This is a genomic window from Pseudarthrobacter sulfonivorans, assembly GCF_014712225.1.
GTDB classification, from domain to species: domain Bacteria; phylum Actinomycetota; class Actinomycetes; order Actinomycetales; family Micrococcaceae; genus Arthrobacter; species Arthrobacter sulfonivorans.
Genome location: NZ_JACXBW010000009.1, coordinates 59,684 through 82,767, shown reverse-complemented (window position 1 = coordinate 82,767; position 23,084 = coordinate 59,684). Strand labels below are relative to the sequence as shown.

The following is a 23,084-nucleotide window of genomic DNA, read 5'->3' as shown; positions in this document are numbered from 1 at the left end:
GCCGGATCTTACGCGGCCGAGGTGGCCACCGGGCCGTTCCACTCCTGCGGCAAACCGTTTGGACCCGATCCTGCCTCTGTCACGTCGTCAACGATCTCGTTAAGCACACGGGACGCGTACTTCTCCCCCACCCACAGGTGCTTGGCGCCGTCGACCCCTACCACCCGGGCCTGCGGCACCAGGCTGAAGCGTTCGGCCGCGGCCGGGGGCTGAAGGTAGTCATCGTGCTCGGGCACCAGGACCGTCAGCGGCTTCCTGGCCGCCGCCCACAGCCGCAGGTGCTCGTCCGTTGCCCGGTGCAGCGGCGGTGACAGCAGCACGGCGCCCTCAACCTCGCTTGCCACCGGTTCCTGGGCACCGTACATCAGCGCCAGCTCGGTCCCGAACGACCAGCCCACCAGCCAGCGGTTGGGCAGGTGGCGTTCGACGGCGAAACGCACCGCTGCCTCCACGTCCAGGCGTTCACCGATCCCCTCTTCAAACGAGCCTGCGCTGGTGCCGCGCGGCGATTCCGTGCCGCGGGTGTTGAACCGTAGCACCGCCACTCCGGCCAATGCCGGGAGCCGGTAGGACGCCTTGCGGTAGACATGGGAGTCCATGAACCCGCCGTGGGTCGGGAGGGGATGCAGCGTGATCAGCGTCGCGGTGATGGGACCGGATTCCGGGACAGCCAGTTCCCCGACCAGCTTGTGGCCGTCCTCGGTGTGGAGCTCGATGTTCTCCCGCTTCGCCGGCAGGACCGTCGATGCGCGGATAGGTGAGGGGCCCGAGGGCTGGGTGAATTCGTACGACGCCGGATCAAAAGTCATGCCTGCCAGCTTAGCGAGTCCGGAAGCCGCCCGGTCCCGCGGCGGCACAGCGGGGCTCTTCCCGGCAGGGCGCAGGGTCAGCGGTAGCGGTACGTCCGGGAAAGCCAGCAGTTGGTGTGCCAGTGGCGGCGCTCGGCCAGTCCGGCCGCGGCGCCGAACAGGTGGTCGTCCTTCCACACCACCAGGTGGGCCACGCCGGGAACAACCGCAGTGGAACAGCCGGGGCAGATGTAGGTTTTTTCGGCGTTCCTTGCGGTCATCGTCCTGACCATCCACTCGCCATCGGGGGCGCTTTCCCGCCGGGCTATGCCTGCACGCGCCCGTTCCAGGTCCAGCTCAGGGACCTCGCCGTTACCCTTCTTGCCTGCCACCTTGCCGGCAAGGCCACCCTTTGCGGCCGGACCCTTGCCGGAGGCAGGACGGCGGGGACGGTTGGAACGCGGCATGCCTCCATTCTGCCCTAGCCCCGGTAGTGTGTACGGCGTGCGACTTGTGATAGCCCGATGTTCAGTTGATTATGTTGGCCGGCTCAAAGCCCATCTCCCCCTAGCCACCCGGCTGCTGCTGGTTAAGGCCGATGGCTCCGTGCTGGTCCATTCGGACGGCGGATCCTACAAGCCGCTGAACTGGATGAGCCCGCCGGCATCCCTGCGCGTATCCACGCCGGAGGACGTTGACCTGGAACTTGGCGTCACGGAGCAGTGGACGGTCCAGTCCGCCAAGACCGATGACCGCCTGATCATCAATATCCACGAGCATCTGCATGAGTCCTCCCACGACCTCGGAGTGGATCCCGGCCTGATCAAGGACGGTGTGGAGGCGGACCTGCAGCGCCTGCTCGCGGACCAGATCGAAACGCTCGGCACCGGCTTTTCGCTGATCCGCCGGGAGTACTTCACTGCCATTGGGCCGGTGGATATCCTGGCCCGGGACGCCACCGGAGCCACCGTGGCCATCGAGCTGAAACGGCGCGGCGACATTGACGGGGTCGAGCAGCTGACCCGCTATCTGGAACTGCTGAACCGGGATCCGTTGCTGGCGCCCGTCCGCGGAATCTTCGCCGCCCAGCAGATCAAGCCCCAGGCCAAGGTGCTCGCCAACGACCGCGGCATTGACTGCATCACGCTGGATTACGACGCCATGCGCGGTGTGGACGATACCGAATCCCGGCTCTTCTAACGCCGTATCGGCCGCCGGGCGCTGAATTCGCCCCTGACAAGGGGATTCATTCGGTTTTTGGCCAAAATTTCCCGGCGGGGCCGTTGACCAGACGGGGACGGCATGAAATTCTTAGAGCAGTCTTTGTGTAGGTGTTTTTTCATGCTCGCAAGACATGTTGCGAGCGCGAAGCTCCTGCACAGCCCGTCCCCTTCCGGATGGCAGTGAAGGATTCTTCTCGCGGAGTGACCAAGTCCAGCACGAGGTGTGCCGGACTTAGACAAGTTCCACAATGAGGAGAAATAAATGGCACAGGGAACCGTCAAGTGGTTCAACGCTGAAAAGGGCTTCGGCTTCATCACCCCGGATGACTCCGATGGCGATGTCTTCGTTCACTACTCTGAGATCCAGACCGGTGGCTTCAAGACCTTGGACGAGAACCAGCGTGTTCAGTTCGAAATCGGTCAGGGCGCCAAGGGCCCCCAGGCGACCGGTGTAACGCTGGTCTAGTATCACCGCCCGGAGGCCGCCCCGTTGCGGCTTCCAGCGAATAAATCCCCGGCATCCGTGCCGGGGATTTTTTCTTGACGGGGCTTGATTATCCCCATCCTGCTCAACCCACCAGTTCGCGGACCAGCCGGGCTCCCTGCCGCAGGGAAAGACCGGGCAAATACGCGCGGGTGAGCGCCCGGCCGATGGCTGGCAACTGCAACGGATCCTGGTAGTACAGGTACAGCGTCCGGTACTCCGGCTGAAAACGTGATTTGAAGGCGGCCAGCGAGCGGAACCCGTAGACGGGTTCCAGGGCGTGGCCCACCACATCGAGGATGCGCAGCAGGTTTTCGGCCGGCACCTGGTCCAGGGTCGTGTCACCGTCGGGCAGGCTGGCGAGCGGTGACCCGGAGAGTGAGATGACCTCCACCGTTTCCCGCAGCTCCACCACCGCCGCAGCTATCAGGAACTCCATCACCCCGGGAAATCCTTCAGCACCGCGCCGCATCACGTCCAGCGTGCGGCTCACCAGCTTCCCGCCGTCGTAAACGGGCAACCAACTGGTCACCCCATGCACGTTCCCGTCCGTATCCACTGCCAGGCAACAAAGGACTTCCTCGTCCATCAGTTCATCGATGCCGCCGAGGGTGAAGCCCATCTCCGGTATCGATTTGGCGGCCGCCCATTCCTCCGACACTTCACTGAGCCGGGCGCGGAGCGTCGACGGCAGGCCATGGTACGTCCCCCAGACCGCGGTGACACCCAGCTTGGCCGCCCGGTTGCGCGCCGTCCGCACGTTCTGCCATTCTTTGCCCTTGAAGTCGAGCTCGCGGACGGACAGCCTGGTCTCCTGCGCCACCGGGACGCGCTGGAATCCCCGGTCCCGGAGCATCGGCCACAGAGTACCGTCGCATGAGTAGAAGGCCGGGGCCAGCGCCCGGCTGCCGCAGTAGTCGATGAAGCCTTGAGCCGTCGGTCCGCGGCCTTCCGCTGCCCCGAAAGGGCCGGCGAGGGTCAGGGCAACGGTTCCATGCTGCTGGTATGCGACGGCACCACGGCCATCCGGACTGAACCAGTACCGGTTGGGCTCCCAGAGCGCCATCCATGACAATGACTCGCCGCCCTGATGCAGCAGCCGTCGCGCCGCGGTCCTGTCATTGTGCCCGGAATCGCTGCCATGGTGGCGTCCCACCAGCACTGACCAGACACCGGCCAGCGCCACCAGCCAGAAGAGTGGGCCGGAATAGCCAAAGATCAGCGCCTCGATGCTGTCCCGTTCGGCGAAGACCCTGCGGTAGAGGTTGGGTAGCGGCACGGGAAGGTATTGCCTGGCCAGCTCGGCCAGTAAACCCAGGGGCCCGCCGTCGCGCATCATTCCACCGGCCGCCAACCAGGCCACGGTGTAGCCGCCGGCCAGGACCAGCCAGACCCCGCCAACCACCAGCGCCAATCTGTGCCGGGCCGCGGGGACGGTCTCCACGCGGAACTGCCGCCGGTTGACCCACAGCAGTACCGCCAGCAGGAGGGGCACCGTCACCAGGGGCAGGATGTGGGCGAAGCCCGAGCCCATGGCCGCAGTCTGCGGCCGGGAGGGATAGTGCGGAATGAGAGCGAACAAGGCGAGGTACACGGCGGCCAGGGCTGTGATGGCCACCTGGATGACCAGGGTGATCCGAAGTGCCATACTTCGTCCGCGGCGCATGCCGTCGGCGCAGATGAGGAGCAGCGCCACCGGGACCACCGCGAGGGCAAGCCCGAACGGACCGGCGAAACCCGTGCGGCCCACTTCCAGGCATGCGGCCTCCACCGTGGAGCCACAGTTCGCTTCGAGCTGGCCCAGGGTAGGCACCGGATTCAGGAGCACGTCCCGCAGCAGCGCCAGCGGGCCGGTGGGCGTCCGGGTGATGGTGGTAAGGATGGGTCCCACGGCAAACACGGCCACGGTGAGCGCGAGCAGGTTCCTGGTCTCACGGCCGGTCGAGCGGGGCGCGTGCAGCGGGCCGTGCTCACTCTCAGCCCACCAGCTTGCGGCAAGACCCACCAGGGCACCTACCAGCCCAATAACCGTCTCGGCGTGTCCCACGTAGAGGACCAGCAGCAATGCGACCGAGAGTACGGCCGTCCGCAGCCGGCGTCGCCAGAGCACCGGCAGTTTGCCGCTGGACGCCATTGACACCGCCAGGACGGCAGCATACGGACCAATCAGCGCGCTGTCCGTCATCAGCCCCAGCCAGCCATCACCGGCGAACCGCGCCAGCTGGGTGACCAGCAGGAAAACTGTGACAGCGGCAAACTGGCCGCCCAGCAGCAGGGCCGCGGTCCGGAGCTTGCCGAGCTTCCTTTCCGCGAGGCCCAGCAGCAAAAGAATCATCAGGGAAGCCACCAGGTACGCCAGCGGATTGGTGGCGAAGAACAGGGATGTCACGAGCGACCACCAGTTGCCGGCCCGCAAACCGGGGGCGCTGACCCCCGCCATGGGCAGGAGCTCCTCCGGTGGGCCATCCAGGAAGCTGTCCGTCAGCACGCCCGCCGCCAGGAAGATCCCGAGGATGCCCAGGGTCAACGGCACTGAGCGGAGGTAGGCAGCAAGCCGCTGCACGGCAGGGAGCCCCACGGTGGCCCAGAACAGGGCCGGGGTACTCCTTTCACGGACGGCGTTCAGCGGTCCCACCCCCAGTGCGTTGCCAGCAGCTCAAGCCCATTCTCCATGCCCGGGGTCAGCATGTCCCAGGAGTGGCCTGTCCGCTGAACCACGTCGGACCCCACTGTGAAGCCTGCCCCGCGCGCCGCCGTCGCAAGCGTTTCCAGGTTCGCCACAAAGTCCGGGTCCGTTGCCCCGGCCGCAAAGTAGGCAACCTTGCCGTCGTAGCGGTGCTCCTTCATCAGCGTCAACGGCACCTGGGCGTCGAAGGCGGCGGTGTCGCCATGGAACGCTGCATCAATGGTCTTCTGGCGTTCCTTGGCGAGTGCGGGCTCCCGCTCGCTGGCAAAGGCCAGGAATCCTGTGTAAACATCGGGGTGGCGGGTGACCAGCTGGACAGCGCAGGTGGCCCCAAAGCTGAAGCCGCCCACAGCCCATTGCCGGGGGTCGGTATCCACGTCCAGCGTCGCAGCGATCCAGCGGGGAACGTCAACGGAGAGGTACGTGTCTGCCTTGGCAAGGTCGCTGTCCATACAAAGATTATTGGCGGACTGGCTGCCGTTGGGATCAACCACTACCACTACGGGTGCCACTCCCCCGTGCCGCGCCGCGAAGCCCGCCATCCTTGGCAGCAATGCCCCGCCGGTGAGCCAGTCCGCCGGACCACCGGGCTGGCCCGGAACGAGCACCAGGACCGGAAGGCTGGGGCGGTTCGCGGCAAAGTACGCCGGCGGAAGGTAGACGTAGGAGGTGCGGGCCTGCAGCCCGGAGGCGGTGCCGGGAACCGACACGGTGCGTAGGACGCCGTCTGCGGGCAGGTCGCCGGTGGGGGACCATCCTGCAAGCGGTTGGGCGGGCTGTCCCGGCTGGCGCTGGAGTCCGGGTTCCAGGGGCTGGATGCGCGTCAGGGCCGTTCCCGTGAGGTCAGCCACCGTACGGTTGAGGCCGAAGTAGGCATTGACCTGCACAGTGGCCAGCAGCACCACGGCCAGGAGGGCAATCACATCGAGAGTTCGGCGCCGCCATGACCCCGAACGGAGCCGGAGCAGAACAAGCAACAGTGCGGCCACTCCGGCAAATACCCACGCCAGGACAAGGGAGGGCAGTTCGTCAGGGAAAACCGACGTGAGGTAAATGAGGATCCAGTGGGCCAAGAGCACCAGGCCGGCGGCGACGGCCAGCGCGGTGGCCACGCTGAGGAACCAGCGGCGGTGGCCAAGGGGCCGCGGGCGCCAGATCAGGTGCACCGCGGCGGCAGCGCCAAGAACCCAGGCGGACCAGTACAGTGGCCCGTCCGTCAGTCGGATATCCGCAATCCAGTCCACGCGGCTAGCGCCAGGTGCCCACGCCGATGACCGGCCCGGCTTCCAGCCAGGAGGACAACCCCGTGTAGGCATCGAACTTCATGGCCAGCCGCAGATCCTGGCCCTCGTACCGCAGCTCGACGATCACGACGTCGGGCTGGACTTTGACTGCCTCGGCCTCGGTGGGCTTGCGCCGGCCCAGAAGCTCCAGGGAGCTGCGCTTGAACTTGTGTTTGGGACGCAGGCTCAGGGACGCCAGGCGGAACCATTCAAGGTCGTTGTCCTGATAACGACAAACCCCCATCTGCCAGCTGTTTCCAGCCGTGCAAATGGAGGCGTCCACGGTGCCGAGGGCGCGCCGCAAGTTGAAGCGGCGCACCCCCACGAGGCACAGTGCAAATATCAGCAATCCGAAAGTGATTGCCAGGGCGATGAACGAAAGAGTCTGGGCGTCCATCAGGTTGGTGCTAGCGGATCCCAGCAGTAGCCGCGTCGCCCAGTTGGGCGTTGTCAGCAACAATCACCACGCGGTTGTTGTCGACGGAAAAGAATCCGCCGTCAACTACAACGGCAATGCGGTCCCCGGAAACCGGCTCGATGGCCAGCTCACCTTCGGCCAGGATCGCCAGCAGGGGCGAGTGGCCGGGCAGGATACCGATTTCACCATCACTGGTGCGGGCCTTGACCATCTTGGCCGCTCCGGACCACACGAAGTGATCCGCTGCGACAATCTCAACCTCAAGCTCAGCCATATTACTTGGTCTGTTCCTGGATCTTGGCCCACTGGCGCTCGACATCGTCCAGGCCGCCAACGTTGAAGAAGGCCTGCTCGGCAATGTGGTCGAGCTCGCCGTCGCAGATGGCGGTGAAGCCTTCAACCGTGTCCTTGATGGAAACGGTGGAGCCTTCGACACCGGTGAACTGCTTGGCGGTGTAGGTGTTCTGGGAAAGGAACTGCTGGATGCGGCGTGCACGCGACACGACGATCTTGTCCTCTTCCGAGAGCTCGTCAACGCCGAGGATGGCGATGATGTCCTGGAGTTCCTTGTTCTTCTGCAGGATCTGCTTGACACGGACGGCCGTGTTGTAGTGGTCGTTGCCGATGTACTGCGGATCCAGGATGCGGGACGTGGACGTCAGCGGGTCAACGGCCGGGTACAGACCACGGGAGGCGATTTCACGGGAAAGTTCCGTGGTCGCGTCGAGGTGTGCGAAGGTCGTGGCCGGAGCCGGGTCGGTGTAGTCATCCGCGGGAACGTAGATGGCCTGCATCGAGGTGATGGAGTGGCCCTTGGTGGACGTGATGCGCTCCTGGAGGAGACCCATCTCGTCAGCCAGGTTGGGCTGGTAGCCCACGGCGGACGGCATGCGGCCGAGGAGCGTGGACACCTCGGAACCTGCCTGGGTGAAGCGGAAGATGTTGTCGATGAACAGCAGCACGTCCTGGTTCTGCACATCGCGGAAGTACTCCGCCATGGTCAGCGCGGACAGTGCAACGCGCAGACGCGTTCCCGGCGGCTCATCCATCTGGCCGAATACAAGGGCCGTGTCCTTCAGGACGCCTGCCTCTTCCATTTCAACCCAGAGGTCGTTACCTTCGCGGGTACGCTCGCCAACACCGGCGAATACCGAAGTACCACCGAAGTTACGTGCAACACGGGTGATCATTTCCTGGATCAGAACCGTCTTACCCACGCCGGCGCCGCCGAACAGGCCGATCTTTCCACCCTTGATGTACGGGGTGAGAAGGTCGATGACCTTGATGCCGGTTTCCAGCATCTCGGTGGAACCTTCGAGGGTTGCGAAGGCAGGAGCCTTGCGGTGGATCGGCCAGTAGTCAGCGGCCTGGATCTCGGACTCGTCCACGTCCAGCGGCTTGCCGAGGACGTTGAAGATGTGGCCCTTGACGCCGTCGCCAACAGGGACGGTGATCGGAGAACCGGTGTCCACTACGTTGGTGCCGCGGACAAGTCCGTCGGTCGCCTGCAGGGAGATGGCACGGATGAGGTTGTCGCCCAGGTGCAGGGCAACCTCAAAGGTGATGGTCCGGGTCTCACCGTTGAGGGTTACCTCGGTGGTGAGGGCGTTGTAAATCGAGGGGATTGCGTCAGCCGGGAATTCGACGTCGACAACCGGGCCAATAACACGTGCAATACGGCCGGTAGCACCGGACGTTGCGGCTACGTGTTCGGTAGCAGTGGCAGTCATCTCTCTCACTTCACTCAGTAGATGGCGTGGAATCTAAGTTTGTTCTTGGTGCAGGTACAGCTGGACCGGACCGTGCAGGCTAGGACGCGCTCAAGGCGTCGGCACCGGCAACGATTTCGGAAAGCTCCTGCGTAATTTCAGCCTGGCGGGCAGTGTTGCGCAGACGCGTGTACTTCTTGATGAGGTCCGTGGCGTTGTCGCCGGCGGACTTCATCGCCCGCTGACGGGCTGCGAGCTCGGAAGCTGCGGCCTGCAACATGGCGGCGAAAATGCGTGACTCAATGTAGCGCGGCAGCAGAGCATCAAGAACCTGCTCCGTTTCCGGCTCGAACTCGTAGAGCGGCAGGAGGTCCGATTCGGACGCGGCCTGCTCTTCGACAACCTCGAGCGGCAGCAGACGGATAACCGTCGGCTCCTGGGTCACCATGGACTTGAATCGGGTATAAACGACATGGATCTCGTCCACGCCGCCCTCTTCGTAGGCCGTCGCAAAGTCTTCGAGCAGGGCCGCGCCGACTTCACGCGCAACTTCGAACACCGGAGCATCCGTGTTGCCGGTCCATGCGCGTTCGAAGGGGCGGTTCCGGAAGTCAAAGTACGCCTGCGCCTTGCGGCCCATAACGTAGGTCTTAACTTCCTTGCCTTCTTCGTGCAGCAGCTCGAGCAGGCCTTCCGCCTGCTTAAGCACCGTTGCCGAGTATGATCCGGCGAGGCCACGGTCCGAGGTGATGACCAGGACGGCGGCCCGGCGGATCTGCTCCGGCTCGGTGACCAGCGGGTGGTCGATTTCGCTTTGGCTTGCGACAGCAGAAACGGCACGCGTGATCGCGTTTGCGTAAGGCAGTGAAGCCGCTACGCGTGCGCGGGCCTTGCCAATGCGCGAGGTAGCGATCAGTTCCATCGCCTTGAAGATCTTGCGCATCGACGTGGTCGAGCTGATCTTCTGGCGGTAGACCCGAATCTGGGCTCCCATACTTATCCTTTCCTAAGATCCCGGTGGCCGGGACTGCCGGAACCGTTGAAGGTCCCGGCAGTCCCTGCCAGCGAAACTAGCGCTTCTGCTTGACGATTTTTTCCTGGTCGACTTCGGCTCCGGAGATAGCGTCATGCTCCTCGTGGCCGGCACCCACCAGCTGGCTATCGCCCTCGCCGAAGAAGCCCTTTTTGAAGTCCACGATCGCGGTCTTCAGTGCTTCAGCGGTGTCATCGTCCATAACGTTGGTCTGCGCCAGCGTGGTCAGGATGGAGGACTTGTGCTTCAGGTGCTCCAGGAACTCGGTTTCGAAGCGGTTGATGTCCTCAACCGGAACCTCGTCCAGGTATCCGTTGGTACCTGCCCAGATGGAAACAACCTGGTTCTCGATCGGGAACGGCGAGTACTGGCCCTGCTTGAGCAGTTCCATCAGGCGTGCGCCACGGGTCAGCTGCTGGCGCGATGCGGCGTCGAGGTCCGACGCGAACATTGCGAAAGCCTGCATGTCGCGGTACTGAGCCAGTTCCAGCTTCAAAGTACCGGAAACCTTCTTCATGGACTTGACCTGTGCAGCACCACCAACGCGGGACACAGAGACACCCACGTCGACGGCCGGACGCTGGTTGGCGTTGAAGAGGTCCGACTGCAGGAAGATCTGGCCATCGGTAATGGAGATCACGTTGGTCGGGATGTACGCCGAGACGTCGTTTGCCTTGGTTTCGATGAGCGGCAGGCCGGTCATCGAGCCTGCACCGAGCTCGTCGGAGAGCTTGGCACAACGCTCAAGCAAGCGGGAGTGCAGGTAGAAGACGTCGCCCGGGTAAGCTTCGCGTCCCGGCGGGCGGCGCAGCAGCAGCGAAACCGCACGGTAGGCCTCAGCCTGCTTGGAGAGGTCATCGAACACGATGAGGACGTGCTTGCCGCCGTACATCCAGTGCTGGCCGATGGCCGAACCGGCGTACGGTGCCAGGTACTTGAAGCCTGCGGGGTCAGACGCGGGGGAAGCCACGATGGTGGTGTATTCCAGTGCGCCGTTGTCTTCAAGGGTCTGACGGACGGCCGCGATAGTGGACGCCTTCTGGCCGATTGCGACGTAGATGCAGCGAACCTGCTTGTTCACATCGCCCGAAGCCCAGTTGGCCTTCTGGTTGATGATGGTGTCAATGGCGATCGCCGACTTGCCCGTCTGGCGGTCACCAATGATCAACTGGCGCTGGCCGCGGCCGATCGGGATCATGGCGTCGATAGCCTTGAGACCGGTCTGCATCGGCTCGTGGACCGACTTACGCTGGGTCACGCCGGGTGCCTGGAGTTCCAGCGCACGGGTGGTCTCGGCCCTGATCTCGCCGAGGTCGTCGATGGGCTGGCCCAGCGGGTCAACCACGCGGCCCAGGAAGGCATCGCCGACCGGCACGGACAGAACCTGTCCGGTGCGGTGCACTTCCTGGCCTTCTTCGATTCCGGTGAAGTCACCGAGGACGATGACGCCGATTTCGCGGACGTCGAGGTTCTGGGCGAGGCCCAGCGTGCCGTCTTCGAAGCGAAGCAGTTCGTTCGCCATGACCGAGGGAAGGCCCTCAACACGGGCGATGCCGTCACCTGCGGTTGTTACACGGCCGACCTCTACGCGCTCAGCGTTTCCGGGTTCGTAGGACGCCGCGAACTCGTTCAACGCATTACGGACGTCGTCGGCGTTGATGGTCAATTCGGCCATCTGCAGTCCCTGCTCTCCTGTTTTCGTGATCATCGTTGCTCACGATGACCGGGGTTTCGTTTCGTTAAGTTGTGCTTGTCCGGCTAACCGGCCAGTTGGCGGTGGAGCTGGCCCAGCCGGGTGACCATCGAAGCGTCAAGCACTTCGTCACCCACCTGGACGCGGATTCCGCCGATCAGTTCAGGATCAACACTGACATTGACCTTGAGCTCGCGACCGTACAGGGAGTTAAGCCCTGCCTGGAGGCGGGCAAACTGCGTCGCCGTCAGGGGACGCGTAACGCTGACCGTCGCAATCCAGCGCTGCTGCCGTTTGGCTGCCAGCTCGGCGAACCGGGCTACCAGGTTGGTCGGCTTGATGCCGCGCGGTGCAGACACTGCCTGGGCAATGAGAACTTTTGCTTCCTCGCTTGCGCCGGGAACCAACTTCTCAGCCAGGCTGATCTTCGCTGCAGCACTCGCCTGCGGCTCCGACAGAGCACGTTGTACCTCGTGGTTGGAGGCAACGGCCTGGTTGAAGGAGAACAAATCGTTCTCCAGTTCTTCCAGCCCAGAGACACCGGAGGCAGAAACGGCCGACTTGTTTTCAGCAACGGCGATTACCACCGTCGCGCCAAGCGTCTCGAGTGCATCGCCGATATCTCGGGCCGATGCCCAGCGTGAACTGGCCAGTCCGCCCGCGATGTCCGCAGCGTCGGCGGAGACTTTTCCGCCGACGAGCTGCTTGACCAGCGCCGACTTATCGTCACCGCTGCGGGACGGGTCAGTCAGGGCACGGCGCAAGCCAGCCGAGCTGTCCACCGTTCCCAGGATTCCGAAGAGTTCCCTAGCCAACTGCAGCGAGGCCAGCGGAAGCTTGGCTTCCAGCGTGGTCAGGGCCGTGGTCAGCGATTGGCTCGATACACCTGACATTACTTAGCTGCACCTGCGTTCTGGGTCTCCAGATCTGCCAGGAACCGGTCAACAACGCGGGCGGAACGCTCGTCATCGTTGAGCGCTTCGCCAACAATGCGGCCTGCCAGCGTGGTGGCCAGCGTGCCCACCTCGGACCGCAGGGACACAACTGCCGCCTGACGCTCCGATTCGATCTGCACGTGTGCCTGGGCCGTGATGCGGGCCGATTCAGCGGCTGCCTTTTCCTTCAGATCAGCAAGGATCTGGGCGCCTTCTCCACGGGCTTCCTCGCGGATGCGGTTAGCTTCCGCGCGGGCATCCGTGAGCTGCTGCTTGTACTCTTCGAGGGCAGCCGATGCTTCTGCCTGGGCCTTTTCAGCCTTGGCGATGCCGCCTTCAATTGCCTCAGCGCGCTCTGCAAACGTCTTCTCGAACATCGGGACAATGAACTTGACCACGATGAACATGAGGACAGCAAAGCCGACGAGGACAACGCCCATTTCCCAGACGTTGGGTACCAGTGGGTTAGTCTCGCCCTCTGTGGCGGCTGAGATGATCACCTGGTTCATAATTCACCCGTCCTTTTCTACTCGGTTCTGGATGTTCGCTAGGTTCTGAAGGTTTACTTAAGAACGAAGGCGAAGACCAGGCCGAGGATGGCGAGGGCTTCAGTCAGCGCCAGGCCGAGGAATGCGATCGGCTGCAGGACGCGCTGGGCCTCCGGCTGACGTGCCACACCGTTGATGTAAGCGGCGAACACGAGACCCACACCGATACCACCGCCGATAGCGGAGAGGCCGTAGCCGATGAGGTTGAGGGAGCCGTTGATGGAGCCTTCCATTTTTCTTCCTTTCAAGATGCCACCCATGTGGCAGGTTGTTTGGGTTGCTTCATCCCCGTGAGGGGAAGATTGTGGGTGCCTTAGTGGCTGTCCGCGTGCAGCGCGCCTTCGATATAGATGGCAGTCAGCAGCGTGAAGACGTACGCCTGGAGGGCCATGATGAGCGCCTCCAGCATGTACATGGCGATGGAGCCGGCCAGGACGAGTACCGAGGCTCCCTTGAGCAGGACGCTCTCCTGCATGATCAGGAACTCGATGCCGGATCCGGCGATCATGACGATGAGGTGGCCTGCCAGCATGGTGGCAAAGAGACGCAGGCTGTGAGTTACTGGCCGGACCAGGAAGTTCGAGATGATCTCGATGGGGATGATCAGGGGAAGGATATAGATCGGCACACCGGAGGGTACGGTAGCCAGCTTGAAGTAGCGCAGGCCGTTCTTCCTGATGCCGATGGCAATCCAGGTGATGTACACAATGCCTGCGAGGACATAGGCGCCGCCGACGTGGGAGAAGCTCGGGAGCTGGAGCACCGGGATGGCGCCGTAGATGTTGTTCACCAGGATGAAGAAGAAGAGGCTGAACAACAGCGGGACGTACTTCATGAAGTCTTTGCCGCCGATAATGTCCTTGGCAATGCCATTACGGACAAAGCCATAAGCCATCTCACCAGCGAACTGGAGCTTGCCGGGGACGAGCTGCTGCTTCCGCGCAGCTAGCAGAAAGAATGTGGCGATAATGACGACCGACAGGATAACCAGCAGCATCTGCTTGGAGAATCCGTCTGCCGCCCCCCACGGCAGGATTGCCGGCAGGTGCATTTCTTCAATTCCAGGAGGAGTGAACTCTCCTGAATCTTGGGCCGGGAGCGCAAGCGCGATCAACGCGTTTCCTCTCTGCAGTGTCCATCATTGGGCGTTGGGCAGGGAGCCACGGATTTTTCGTCCGCAGTTCCCCCTGTGAAATTATTTGGCATTAGTGTTTCCGTCCGTAGACGGACCGCTGTCCGCATCGCTCTTACCGGCTGTATTTCTGGAACTGGTAAGGCCATGCATATGGGAAAGATAAAATCCTCCGAGAGCTCCAAGCAGAGCGCCTGCGAGCACGATCCAGCGGGTTCCCCACAGATTATCCAGACCCCACCCTATCAAACTCCAGACGATGATTCCGCCAATTATGTAGCTGAATACGGCCATGCCGGCGTTGTATCCGCCGTCGCTGTTATCGGCCGACACGCCGGGTGTGGAAGGAGTGCTCTTGGAGGCGGAGGAGCCGCTATCCCCTGCTCGTTTCCGATCAGACATTGTTTGGCTCCTTCGGCTCGGGGTCGTTGTAAATCTGCAGGCGTGCCTTGCTGAAGCCGAAAATTTCGGCGGCCTGCCACAGGACAACAGTGGCGACGGCGCCTATCAGGAACCAGCGGCCGTGCAGCCAGGCAGGAGCCCCGATCAGGAACAGGACAACTGCAAACCCCACCACTTTGACAAAGTAGGTGGCCACGAACATTCCGATGGCACCTGACGGGTTGTTGCGTCCCATAAAGTGCCCTACCAGAAGGCTGATGGCAAAGAACGCCATCACCAGGAGGCCGCCCAACGTACTGGACAGGACGCCGTCGGGCCCGTTCAGGATGACGGCAGGAATGCCGGCCAGAATGATTGCCGCCCCGCCGGCAGCTGAACTCAGCGCCAGGAGGCGAAGCCACAGGGATTGGGTGGGACCGGAGACGCCAGCGGATCCGTTGCCGGACGATGGTCCGGGGTCGGCGTTGGAGGTCATGGGATCCCAATCGTCGGCGCCCTGGGGCTGGGTGGAGGGGCAGCTTGGGCTGCCCCTAAATTCTACACGAGATAGAAATGAATTCGAACACGGTTATGTGGCCGGCTCGTCGCTCCCCCGCCGCAGGTACGGCCACGCCGTCACCAGGCCCATGACCAGCGTGGCGAAGAGGTCCACGGCGAGCACGGGCTGCCACGGGAACACAGCGAAAGCCAGGCCGCCGAAGGACACCACCGCGGTCCACAGATACATCAGGATGACGGCGGTCCGGTGCGAGTAGCCGATGTCCAGAAGCTTGTGGTGGAGGTGGCCGCGGTCCGCGGACCAGGGTGAGCGCCCTTTCGCTGTCCGCCGGATGACGGCGAGCCCCAGGTCAAGCAGTGGCAGGAAGAGCACGGCGAAGGGCAGCAGGATAGGGATGACCGTGGAGATGCCGTTGGCCCGGTCGTACAGGCCTGAAGTGATTTGGCCCGTGGAAACGATACCGGCGGCGGCGAACAGCAGCCCGATGAGCATGGCACCCGAATCGCCCATGAAGATCTTGGACGGAAACCAGTTGTGCGGCAGGAAGCCGATGCAACTGCCCACAACGACTGCCGTGAGCAGGGTGGCGAGGTCCGAGTAGTCCAACAGGACGGCATTGCGGTGGACCCAGTACGCCGTGAAGAAAAAGGCGGTTCCGCCGATGATGGCCGCGCCGGCTGCGAGGCCGTCCAGGCCGTCGATGAAGTTGAAGGCGTTCATGGTGGTGACAATCAGCCCGGCGGTCAGCACGATCCGGAGCATCTCGTTCTCAAGGACGATCGGCTCCGGCACCCACGGCACAATGGTCATCCGGACTCCCCAGATGGCCACAACCAGGGCCGCAGCGCTTTGGCCAATGAGTTTCACCCACCACCGGATGTCCAGGAGGTCATCCGCGACGCCCACCAGCACGATCAGTGCCGCGCCGGCCAGGACGCCCCAGGGTGAGAAATTGTTGCGGTAGATGTCCTTGACGAAGAAGGACTGGCTGGCCACGACGAGGGCAATCAGCACGCCGAGGAAGATGGCCACACCGCCGAGCCGGGACACCGGCGTCGAGTGCATGTCACGGCTGCGGATGGGCATATGGAGTTCGAGCCGGTTGCCCACGACGCGTGCGGCCCAGGTGGCCCCATAGGACACGACCGCAGCGACCAGCCCCATCAGCAGGTACATGATCATGCGACGGGTCCCCCGGTCAGCCGCACGTCGCGGAGCGGATAGATCCCGCTGAGTACCTGTTCGTTGCTGCGGGGGGCCTTCATGCCGTGCAGGAGTCCCCGCAGGAAGCCGGTGAGGAGAAGCCGCTTGTTCGGCGAGCCGGCGATGGTCCGGGTCCAGTTGCGCACTGAGGCACCCGAATACAGGACCTTCTCCCAGGGGGTAAGCGCCGCTGAACGCGTGTAGACCCACACCTTGTTCCGCACCTCGTAGTAGAAGCGCGCACCGGGATCAGCGCCGGCATCACCAAAGGACTTGGTGTGATGGCTCGCCACGGAATTTTCTACGGAGATGGCATTCCGGCGGCGCGAGATCCGGGCTGTGTACTCCAGATCGTCGTTCCAGATGAAGTAGTCCGCAATGGGAAGGCCGTGGCGGCGGATTTCACCGGCGTCAATGAGGATCGAAACGAACGAGGCGGTCCTGATTTGCACTCCCCCGGCACGGGCCGCGATGGCGCGCTCGTGCTCGCTCGCACCCAGCCGCGGCCGCATACGGTTCATCGGATGGTCCCGTCCGTCGGTCCAGACCACGCGGCTGGCCACAAAACTTGGCTCATCACCGGCTGCCGCGGCGTAGGCGAGCGAGGCCGCCAGGGCCGCCGCGAGGGCGTCCGGCTGCGGTTCCGTGTCGTCGTCCATGATCCAGACATAGTCCGCGGCATGGTCCAGGACGGCCCGCTCCATGCCCACCACAAATCCGCCGGCACCGCCCAGGTTCTGCCGGAGCCGGATGGTGTCCGTCGGCACCGGACCATCGTAGGAGGCCAGGAAATCTGCTGTTTCATCGGTGGAGGCGTTGTCCACGACCACAATGGCGGCGGGTTGCACCGTTCCGGACGTGATGCCGCGGAGCGTGGTTTCAAGGAGCTCGCGCCGGTTATACGTGACAACCACGGCGACGACGTTCTTGGTCATTTGCTGGCCCCTGTTTTCGTGGATCGAAATTTCCTGCCGGCCAGGATAGCGGCCAGTTTCCAGGGCTCAATGAACACGCGGCCGAAAACCCTCCGGGGGGAGATCATAAGCCGCCAAAGCCATTCGAATCCGAGCCGGCCAAGCCACCGCGGGGCGAGGACCTGGTGTCCGGAAATCTGGTCCAGTGCTCCGCCTACGGCACCATAAACTGCCTCCGGAAGATCATCGCGGCGGTGCCACAGGAAGGTTTCCTGCAGCGGCATTCCCAGCCCGACGAGAACCAGGTTAGGGGCAAAGGCCTGCAGTTCGTCGACGACGCTGCTTTCCCTCTCAGGGCCCCAGTTCTCCCCGGCCCAGCCGAGAACCCGGGCGCCGGGCAAGAGCGTCTCAAGCTTCCGGCATGCCAGGGCGTTGCTGGTTCCGTTGGTTCCGACAACGGCCACGCGGTCCAGGCCCTGTACGGAACCCAGGTGCTTGATCCAGTCCGTCGAACCCACCCGGAAGCTGGTGTCGGGCGCAGCGCTGTGTCCTTGCAGCTTCCAGAGCGCATACACAGGAGCACCGTCCATGAGCACAACATCGGCCGAATCGTACAGCTCCCTGAATGCCGGAAGCGTGTGATAGAGGTAGCAGCTGTGCAGGTTATGTCCGACCACCGTGCGCCGGCCCCCCGCTGCGATAAGTCCGCTGAGAACCCCTGCCATGCCGTGCTCCTGCACGGCAGTGACCTCGACGTCCAGGAGATTTAGGCGGTCGCGGCCAAGGATCATGCCTCCGGATCCTTTTCGGCGGGCGCTGCGGGTTTCCGCACGTCCGGTGTGCCGTCTCCCGCGTCTTCGGCAGGCACTGCGTCCGCAGGCTCAGCCGTCGGAACCTCGCCGAGGCCCAGGACGCCCGGGACATGTTCCCGAAGCCGGTCGAGGGACACGGCGCCGTCGCGCACCACCCGCAGGACGGGGCCCGTGGCGTCCACGATGGTGGAAGGTACGGCGTCCGTTCCCTCCACGGGACGGAAGCCGCCTTCGAGGTAGACCTCAACGGACTCGGCGAGCTGGGCGCGCGCTTCAGCAGCGGTCTGCGCCGGCGCCTGGCCGGTCCGGTTGGCGGAGGAAACAGCCAGCGGGCCGGTTAGGGTGAGGATTTCCAGGGCCACTTCATCGGCGGGCATCCGGAGCGCCACCGTTCCCTGCGTCTCACCAAGGTCCCAGTCCAGCGACGGCTGTGCGTGCAGGATCAGGGTCAGTCCGCCCGGCCAGAACGCTTCCGCCAGCTTGCGGGCGTCTGCTGAAATGTCCGTGGCCAGCCCGTCCAGGGCGTTGATCCGGGGAATGAGCACGGGCGGGGGCATGGCGCGGCTGCGCCCCTTGGAGACCAACAGCATGGTGACGGCCTGCGGCGAGAAGGCGTCGGCCGCGATCCCGTAGACCGTGTCGGTGGGGAAGACCACGCACTTCTTTTCGCTGATGGCACGCTGCGCATGCTCCAGCCCCAGGGCGCGCTGGTCCTCTGACGTGCAGTTGTAGGTTGTGGTCACTGGCCTATTCTTTCATCAGTCGTGGCGCGGACCGGCAAGCACGGCGCTGGTGGCGCGTTCCTTGCCGTTGAGGTCCAGGTGCGTGGTGATCTCTGTCCACGCACCGGTGCGCTCCATCATGCGGCCAATCCAGGCAGCCTGGACTTCGGCGTGTTCCATCACAAAGTAGCCGCCGGGAACCAGCAGCCGGGCAGCCGAGGCAGCCGCCGCCGTCGGAAGTTCCATACCGTCCGCACCTCCGCCGTACAGGGCTTCAGGAGGATCGTGCAGTGCTACTTCGGGTTCATTGGGGATGGCTTCGGCGGGAATGTACGGCGGGTTGGAAACCACGACGTCGAACGTTCCGTTAAGTTCCGGCAGCGCGTCCCGCAGGTCCCCCAGGGTGAGCGTAACGCCCAGCGGGGCCAGGTTCCTGGCTGCCCATGCGTGGGCGAACGTGCTGTACTCCACGGCATGGACTTCGGCGCCGGGAACCTCATGCGCGATGGAACCGGCGATGGCCCCGGATCCCGTGCCCAGATCCACAATCCGCGGATGAACCATGCCCCTGACATGGTCAATGACCAACTGGACAACGGATTCCGTTTCCGGGCGCGGAATAAAAACCCCTGGCCCCACGGCGAGTTCCAGGTACCTGAAGTGCGCCACCCCGGTGATGTGCTGCAGGGGGATGCGCTGTGCCCGCTCGGCGACGAGTTCGGTGTAACCCTCAGGCGCCGGGGAGTCCCCCAGCATCATTGCCCGGAGCCGGCCGAGGCCAACGCCGAGCAGATGATCCGCGAGCAGCTCAGCGTCGACGCGGGGACTCGGGACGCCGGCGTCCCGGAGGACCGCCGTGGCCTCACTGACGGCAGCGGCCAGTGACTGTTCCGGGCCGGATGTCATATCTGTGCAGTTCCCGGCAACTGGCTAATCGCCGATGGCGTCCAGGCGTGCCTGTTCGTCCATCTCGATGGCTGACTGGATGACCGGTTCAAGGTCGCCGTTCATGACCTGGTCCAGGTTGTACGCCTTGTAGCCGGTGCGGTGGTCCGCGATGCGGTTCTCCGGGTAGTTGTAGGTGCGGATGCGTTCCGAACGGTCCATGGTACGGATCTGGGACTTCCGCTGGGCCGAGTTCTCGGCGTCGATGATCTCCTGCTGGTGTGCCAGGATGCGGGCGCGGAGCACGCGCATGCCTGCCTCGCGGTTCTGCAGCTGCGATTTCTCGTTCTGCATGGCCACCACGATGCCCGTGGGAAGGTGGGTGATGCGGACAGCGGAGTCCGTGGTGTTCACGGACTGGCCGCCAGGACCGGAGGAGCGGTAGACGTCGATCTTGAGGTCGTTCTGGTTGATGTCCAGCTCTTCGGGCTCGTCAACCTCGGGCAGCACCAGGACGCCTGCGGCGGACGTGTGAATACGGCCCTGCGATTCGGTGACGGGCACACGCTGCACACGGTGCACGCCGCCCTCGAACTTCAGCCGCGCGTAAACACCCTCGGCAGGATCGTTCGAGCTTCCCTTGACGGCCATCTGGACGTCCTTGTAACCGCCCAGGTCAGACTCGGTGGCAGAGATAAGTTCAGTCTTCCAGCCGCGTGACTCCGCGTACCGGGTGTACATCCGCAGCAGGTCGCCGGCGAACAGGGCGGCTTCGTCGCCGCCTTCACCGCCCTTGACCTCAAGGATCACGTTGCGGGCGTCGTCAGGGTCGCGTGGAATCAGGAGCCTGCGCAGCTTGGCCGACGCAGTCTCCAAGGCAGCCTCCAGCTCAGGCACCTCGGCAGCAAACTCGGGGTCCTCCCCAGCCATCTCTTTCGCCGCAGCAAGGTCATCGCGGATGCCCTCCCACTTGTGATAGGCCTCCACAATGCCATTGAGCTGCGCAGACCGCCGCCCCAGCTTCCGAGCCAGCCGCTGGTCAGCATAAACAGCAGGATCCCCCAGCTGCGCCTGGATGGAGTCATGCTCATCAAGCAGGCCCTGTACGGACTCAAACATTTCAAAACCTCTTTCGACTCTTACAAGTCTAGTAACAAACAGACACGGGCCACGGGCCACGGCCGGCGACTTAACGCCGAAGCCGCGCGGGTTTTCCGCCCCGGGAGCGGTCGATGACTCCCAACCTTCGCAAGCTCAGGTCGGGGCCCTGTCATCTCCCTTACGGGCCTGCCGAAGCGTGGTGGCCAAGTCCGTCAGGACATGGCCACCACGCGAAGGGGCGGGGGCGGAAAACCTGCGTGGCGAACCACGCGAGTCAACCGCACCCCGCCCCTAAAACAGCTACTTGTCGTTATCCGACTTCGCACCAAGCGTCGTCTTCTGAACCTGCATCAGGAACTCAACGTTGCTCTGGGTCTCCCGGATCTTGTTGGTCAGCAGCTCAAGGCTCTGCTGCGTTTCGAGTCCGGAGAGGACGCGGCGCAGCTTCCACATGATCTTGACTTCCTCGGGGGAAAGCAGGTTCTCTTCGCGGCGGGTGCCGGACGCGTTGACGTCCACGGCCGGGAAGATGCGCTTGTCTGCCAGCTGGCGGGACAGGCGGAGTTCCATGTTGCCGGTGCCCTTGAACTCTTCGAAGATGACCTCGTCCATCTTGGAGCCGGTCTCTACGAGGGCCGTTGCCAGGATGGTCAGCGAGCCGCCGTTTTCAATGTTGCGGGCAGCACCGAAGAAGCGCTTCGGCGGGTACAGCGCGGCGGAGTCCACACCACCGGACAGGATGCGGCCGGAGGCCGGTGCTGCCAGGTTGTAGGCGCGGCCCAGGCGGGTCATCGAGTCGAGGAGCACCACAACGTCCATGCCCATTTCCACGAGGCGCTTGGCGCGTTCGATGGAGAGTTCGGCCACGGTGGTGTGATCGTCTGCGGGACGGTCGAAGGTGGAGGCAATAACCTCGCCCTTGACGGTGCGCTGCATGTCCGTGACTTCTTCAGGACGTTCGTCAACGAGCACCATCATGAGGTGGACCTCAGGATTGTTGGTGGTGATGGCGTTGGCGATGGACTGCAGGATGAGCGTCTTGCCGGCCTTCGGCGGGGAAACGATCAGGCCGCGCTGGCCCTTGCCGATCGGGGCAACCAGGTCAATGACACGGGGGCCGATCTTCTTGGGGTCGGTCTCGAGGCGCAGGCGCTCAGACGGGTACAGCGGAACCAGCTTGGCGAATTCGACGCGGTCCTTGAGCTCTTCGGGCGTCTTTCCGTTGACGGAGGTGACGCGGACAAGGGCGTTGAACTTCTGGCGGGCGGACTGCTGGCTGCGGTCCTCGCCGTCACGCGGTGCACGGATGGCGCCCACCACGGCGTCACCCTTGCGCAGGTTGTACTTCTTGACCTGGGCGAGGGACACGTAGACGTCGTTCGGTCCCGGCAGGTAGCCGGAGGTGCGGATGAACGCGTAGTTCTCCAGGACGTCCAGGATGCCGGCTACGGGCAGCAGGACATCGTCCTCGGTGACCTCGACGTCGTCGACGTCCGGTCCCTGGGCGCGTCCCCGACGGCGGTCGTTGCGGTCGCGGAAACGATCGTTGCGGGCGTTGTCCCGGTTGTCCTGGCCGCCGGAGCGGTCATTGCGGTCGTTGCGGTCGCGCCGGTTGCGGCGGTTCCGGCGGCTGCCGCCGTCGGAATCATCGTTGTCGCGGTTGTCATCGCGGCGGGTGCCTTCACGCTGGCCAGCTTCGCGGCTGCCTGCATTGTCACGGCCGCCATCGGCGGTCTCCCTGGCGCTGGTCTCACGGGCGGTGGTGTCACGGGCACCGCGGGTGCGGCCGCTTTCACGACGGTCAGTGCGCTGGCCGTCGCCGGATTCAGCACCCTGCGTTTCGGTGCGCTGAGTTTCGGTGCGCTGCGTTTCGGCGCGGTCCGCCTGGCGGTGATCGTCGGCGGGCTGCTCGGCCGGTGCTTCGGCGACCTCGCCGGCCTGCGGAGCGGTTGCCTGTGCGGCTGCTTCACCGCGACGACGGTTGCGGGTACGCGGCTGGCGGCGTTCGCCCGCACCCTCGGCTGCTTCACCGGACTCGGCGGGCGCGGCCGCCGGAGCCTCAGCGGGGGCAGCAACCGGGGCTTCAGCGGCGGCGACAGCGGGAGCTGCAACGACGCCGTCGCTGACAGCGCGCCGGCTGCGGCCACGGCCACGGGCGCGGGTCCCGTCGGCGGCCGGCGCCTCGGTTTCACCTGCAGCAGCCACGGGAGCGGCTGCAACCGGAGCGGCAGCGGTCACGTGGTTGTCAGTGGCTTTATCGGTTGCCTTGGCCGGAGCCTTGGTGGCCGAAGTGCCTGCGCGGTGGGCCGAAATGGCCGTAACCAGGTCCCCCTTGCGCATGCGGGATCCGCCGGAGATCCCCAGCTGGCTGGCAAGCGCCTGCAGCTGGGCGAGCTTCAGGCCTGCGAGGCCACTGCTCTTGGCGGGTGCAGCCGTTGACGATCCGGCAGCAGAAGATATTGTGTCCACAGCTGAAGACAGCTCAGTGGTTTCGGTCACGAAGGATCCTTCCCCCTCGACGGCGTCCAGACTGGGAGCTGGACGCGATGATTTGATCTGGGCTGCAGTTCAGATCTGCAGCCGGGATTTTCGGCCTTGCCGGTTGGATTTCGGC

General features: G+C 64.1%; 24 protein-coding genes. 2 read left to right on the top strand and 22 right to left on the bottom strand.

What is annotated here, in order from left to right:
* Window positions 1–8: 8 nt before the first annotated feature.
* Entirely contained in the window at window positions 9–809 is an 801-nt protein-coding gene (locus tag IAQ70_RS12965) for an alpha/beta hydrolase (RefSeq protein ID WP_190989729.1), read from the bottom strand.
* A gap of 77 nt (window positions 810–886) precedes the next feature.
* Complete coding sequence (locus IAQ70_RS12960; protein ID WP_190989728.1) at window positions 887–1,255, bottom strand: ATP/GTP-binding protein; 369 nt, start codon at window positions 1,253–1,255, stop codon at window positions 887–889.
* A gap of 37 nt (window positions 1,256–1,292) precedes the next feature.
* On the opposite strand from IAQ70_RS12960, the gene nucS reads away from it, so the two are divergent.
* Both nucS and IAQ70_RS12950 read left to right on the top strand, forming a co-directional pair.
* Window positions 1,293–1,988: an endonuclease NucS gene (gene nucS / locus IAQ70_RS12955; RefSeq protein WP_190989727.1), complete on the top strand. Its 696-nt coding sequence runs from the start codon at window positions 1,293–1,295 to the stop codon at window positions 1,986–1,988.
* Window positions 1,989–2,273: 285 nt separating this feature from the next.
* Complete coding sequence (locus tag IAQ70_RS12950) at window positions 2,274–2,477, top strand: cold-shock protein (protein WP_011692441.1); 204 nt, start codon at window positions 2,274–2,276, stop codon at window positions 2,475–2,477.
* A 103-nt stretch (window positions 2,478–2,580) separates the two neighbouring features.
* On the opposite strand, the gene IAQ70_RS12945 is transcribed toward IAQ70_RS12950, so the two are convergent.
* The 20 genes from IAQ70_RS12945 to rho form a co-directional block, all read right to left on the bottom strand.
* Window positions 2,581–5,130, bottom strand: coding sequence for a bifunctional lysylphosphatidylglycerol flippase/synthetase MprF (locus IAQ70_RS12945; protein ID WP_407682585.1), 2,550 nt, complete (start codon window positions 5,128–5,130; stop codon window positions 2,581–2,583).
* The gene (locus tag IAQ70_RS12940) at window positions 5,118–6,425 is read right to left on the bottom strand and encodes an alpha/beta hydrolase (RefSeq protein ID WP_190989726.1); all 1,308 of its coding nucleotides are present in this window, start codon (window positions 6,423–6,425) and stop codon (window positions 5,118–5,120) included. The genes IAQ70_RS12945 and IAQ70_RS12940 overlap by 13 nt, the downstream gene beginning before the upstream one ends.
* A gap of 4 nt (window positions 6,426–6,429) precedes the next feature.
* Window positions 6,430–6,861, bottom strand: coding sequence for a DUF2550 domain-containing protein (locus tag IAQ70_RS12935; RefSeq protein ID WP_190989725.1), 432 nt, complete (start codon window positions 6,859–6,861; stop codon window positions 6,430–6,432).
* Window positions 6,862–6,871: 10 nt separating this feature from the next.
* A complete protein-coding gene (locus IAQ70_RS12930) occupies window positions 6,872–7,156 on the bottom strand; it encodes a F0F1 ATP synthase subunit epsilon (protein ID WP_190989724.1) in 285 nt (94 codons plus the stop codon).
* A gap of 1 nt (window position 7,157) precedes the next feature.
* On the bottom strand, window positions 7,158–8,612 hold the full coding sequence (gene atpD, locus IAQ70_RS12925) for a F0F1 ATP synthase subunit beta (RefSeq protein WP_190989723.1): 1,455 nt from the start codon (window positions 8,610–8,612) through the stop codon (window positions 7,158–7,160).
* Between the two features lie 79 nt (window positions 8,613–8,691).
* Complete coding sequence (locus tag IAQ70_RS12920) at window positions 8,692–9,585, bottom strand: F0F1 ATP synthase subunit gamma (RefSeq protein ID WP_190989722.1); 894 nt, start codon at window positions 9,583–9,585, stop codon at window positions 8,692–8,694.
* A gap of 76 nt (window positions 9,586–9,661) precedes the next feature.
* Entirely contained in the window at window positions 9,662–11,299 is a 1,638-nt protein-coding gene (atpA, locus tag IAQ70_RS12915; protein ID WP_190989721.1) for a F0F1 ATP synthase subunit alpha, read from the bottom strand.
* Between the two features lie 83 nt (window positions 11,300–11,382).
* Window positions 11,383–12,210, bottom strand: coding sequence for a F0F1 ATP synthase subunit delta (locus IAQ70_RS12910; protein ID WP_190989720.1), 828 nt, complete (start codon window positions 12,208–12,210; stop codon window positions 11,383–11,385).
* Window positions 12,210–12,761 (bottom strand): F0F1 ATP synthase subunit B, encoded by a 552-nt coding sequence (locus IAQ70_RS12905; RefSeq protein ID WP_190989719.1) that lies wholly within the window; start codon window positions 12,759–12,761, stop codon window positions 12,210–12,212. The genes IAQ70_RS12910 and IAQ70_RS12905 overlap by 1 nt, the downstream gene beginning before the upstream one ends.
* A 53-nt stretch (window positions 12,762–12,814) precedes the next feature.
* Entirely contained in the window at window positions 12,815–13,033 is a 219-nt protein-coding gene (atpE, locus tag IAQ70_RS12900; protein WP_003804776.1) for an ATP synthase F0 subunit C, read from the bottom strand.
* 80 nt (window positions 13,034–13,113) lie between these two features.
* Window positions 13,114–13,914 carry a F0F1 ATP synthase subunit A gene (gene atpB / locus IAQ70_RS12895; RefSeq protein WP_190989718.1) on the bottom strand — a complete coding sequence of 267 codons (801 nt, stop codon included), beginning with the start codon at window positions 13,912–13,914 and terminating at the stop codon, window positions 13,114–13,116.
* Between the two features lie 81 nt (window positions 13,915–13,995).
* Window positions 13,996–14,334: a hypothetical protein gene (locus IAQ70_RS12890; protein ID WP_190989717.1), complete on the bottom strand. Its 339-nt coding sequence runs from the start codon at window positions 14,332–14,334 to the stop codon at window positions 13,996–13,998.
* Window positions 14,327–14,809 carry a hypothetical protein gene (locus tag IAQ70_RS12885; RefSeq protein WP_190989716.1) on the bottom strand — a complete coding sequence of 161 codons (483 nt, stop codon included), beginning with the start codon at window positions 14,807–14,809 and terminating at the stop codon, window positions 14,327–14,329. Before IAQ70_RS12885 ends, IAQ70_RS12890 begins: the two co-directional genes overlap by 8 nt.
* Window positions 14,810–14,902: 93 nt before the next feature.
* Complete coding sequence (locus tag IAQ70_RS12880) at window positions 14,903–16,015, bottom strand: MraY family glycosyltransferase (RefSeq protein WP_190989715.1); 1,113 nt, start codon at window positions 16,013–16,015, stop codon at window positions 14,903–14,905.
* Complete coding sequence (locus IAQ70_RS12875; protein ID WP_190989714.1) at window positions 16,012–16,971, bottom strand: glycosyltransferase family 2 protein; 960 nt, start codon at window positions 16,969–16,971, stop codon at window positions 16,012–16,014. The genes IAQ70_RS12880 and IAQ70_RS12875 overlap by 4 nt, the downstream gene beginning before the upstream one ends.
* On the bottom strand, window positions 16,968–17,741 hold the full coding sequence (locus IAQ70_RS12870; RefSeq protein WP_190989713.1) for a WecB/TagA/CpsF family glycosyltransferase: 774 nt from the start codon (window positions 17,739–17,741) through the stop codon (window positions 16,968–16,970). Before IAQ70_RS12870 ends, IAQ70_RS12875 begins: the two co-directional genes overlap by 4 nt.
* Complete coding sequence (locus IAQ70_RS12865; RefSeq protein ID WP_190989712.1) at window positions 17,738–18,505, bottom strand: L-threonylcarbamoyladenylate synthase; 768 nt, start codon at window positions 18,503–18,505, stop codon at window positions 17,738–17,740. Before IAQ70_RS12865 ends, IAQ70_RS12870 begins: the two co-directional genes overlap by 4 nt.
* Before the next feature lie 15 nt (window positions 18,506–18,520).
* Window positions 18,521–19,390, bottom strand: a complete 870-nt coding sequence (gene prmC, locus IAQ70_RS12860; RefSeq protein WP_190989711.1) for a peptide chain release factor N(5)-glutamine methyltransferase — start codon at window positions 19,388–19,390, stop codon at window positions 18,521–18,523.
* 24 nt (window positions 19,391–19,414) lie between these two features.
* Window positions 19,415–20,488 carry a peptide chain release factor 1 gene (gene prfA / locus IAQ70_RS12855; RefSeq protein ID WP_190989710.1) on the bottom strand — a complete coding sequence of 358 codons (1,074 nt, stop codon included), beginning with the start codon at window positions 20,486–20,488 and terminating at the stop codon, window positions 19,415–19,417.
* A gap of 282 nt (window positions 20,489–20,770) precedes the next feature.
* The gene (gene rho / locus IAQ70_RS12850) at window positions 20,771–22,969 is read right to left on the bottom strand and encodes a transcription termination factor Rho (protein ID WP_190989709.1); all 2,199 of its coding nucleotides are present in this window, start codon (window positions 22,967–22,969) and stop codon (window positions 20,771–20,773) included.
* Window positions 22,970–23,084 lie beyond the last annotated feature (115 nt).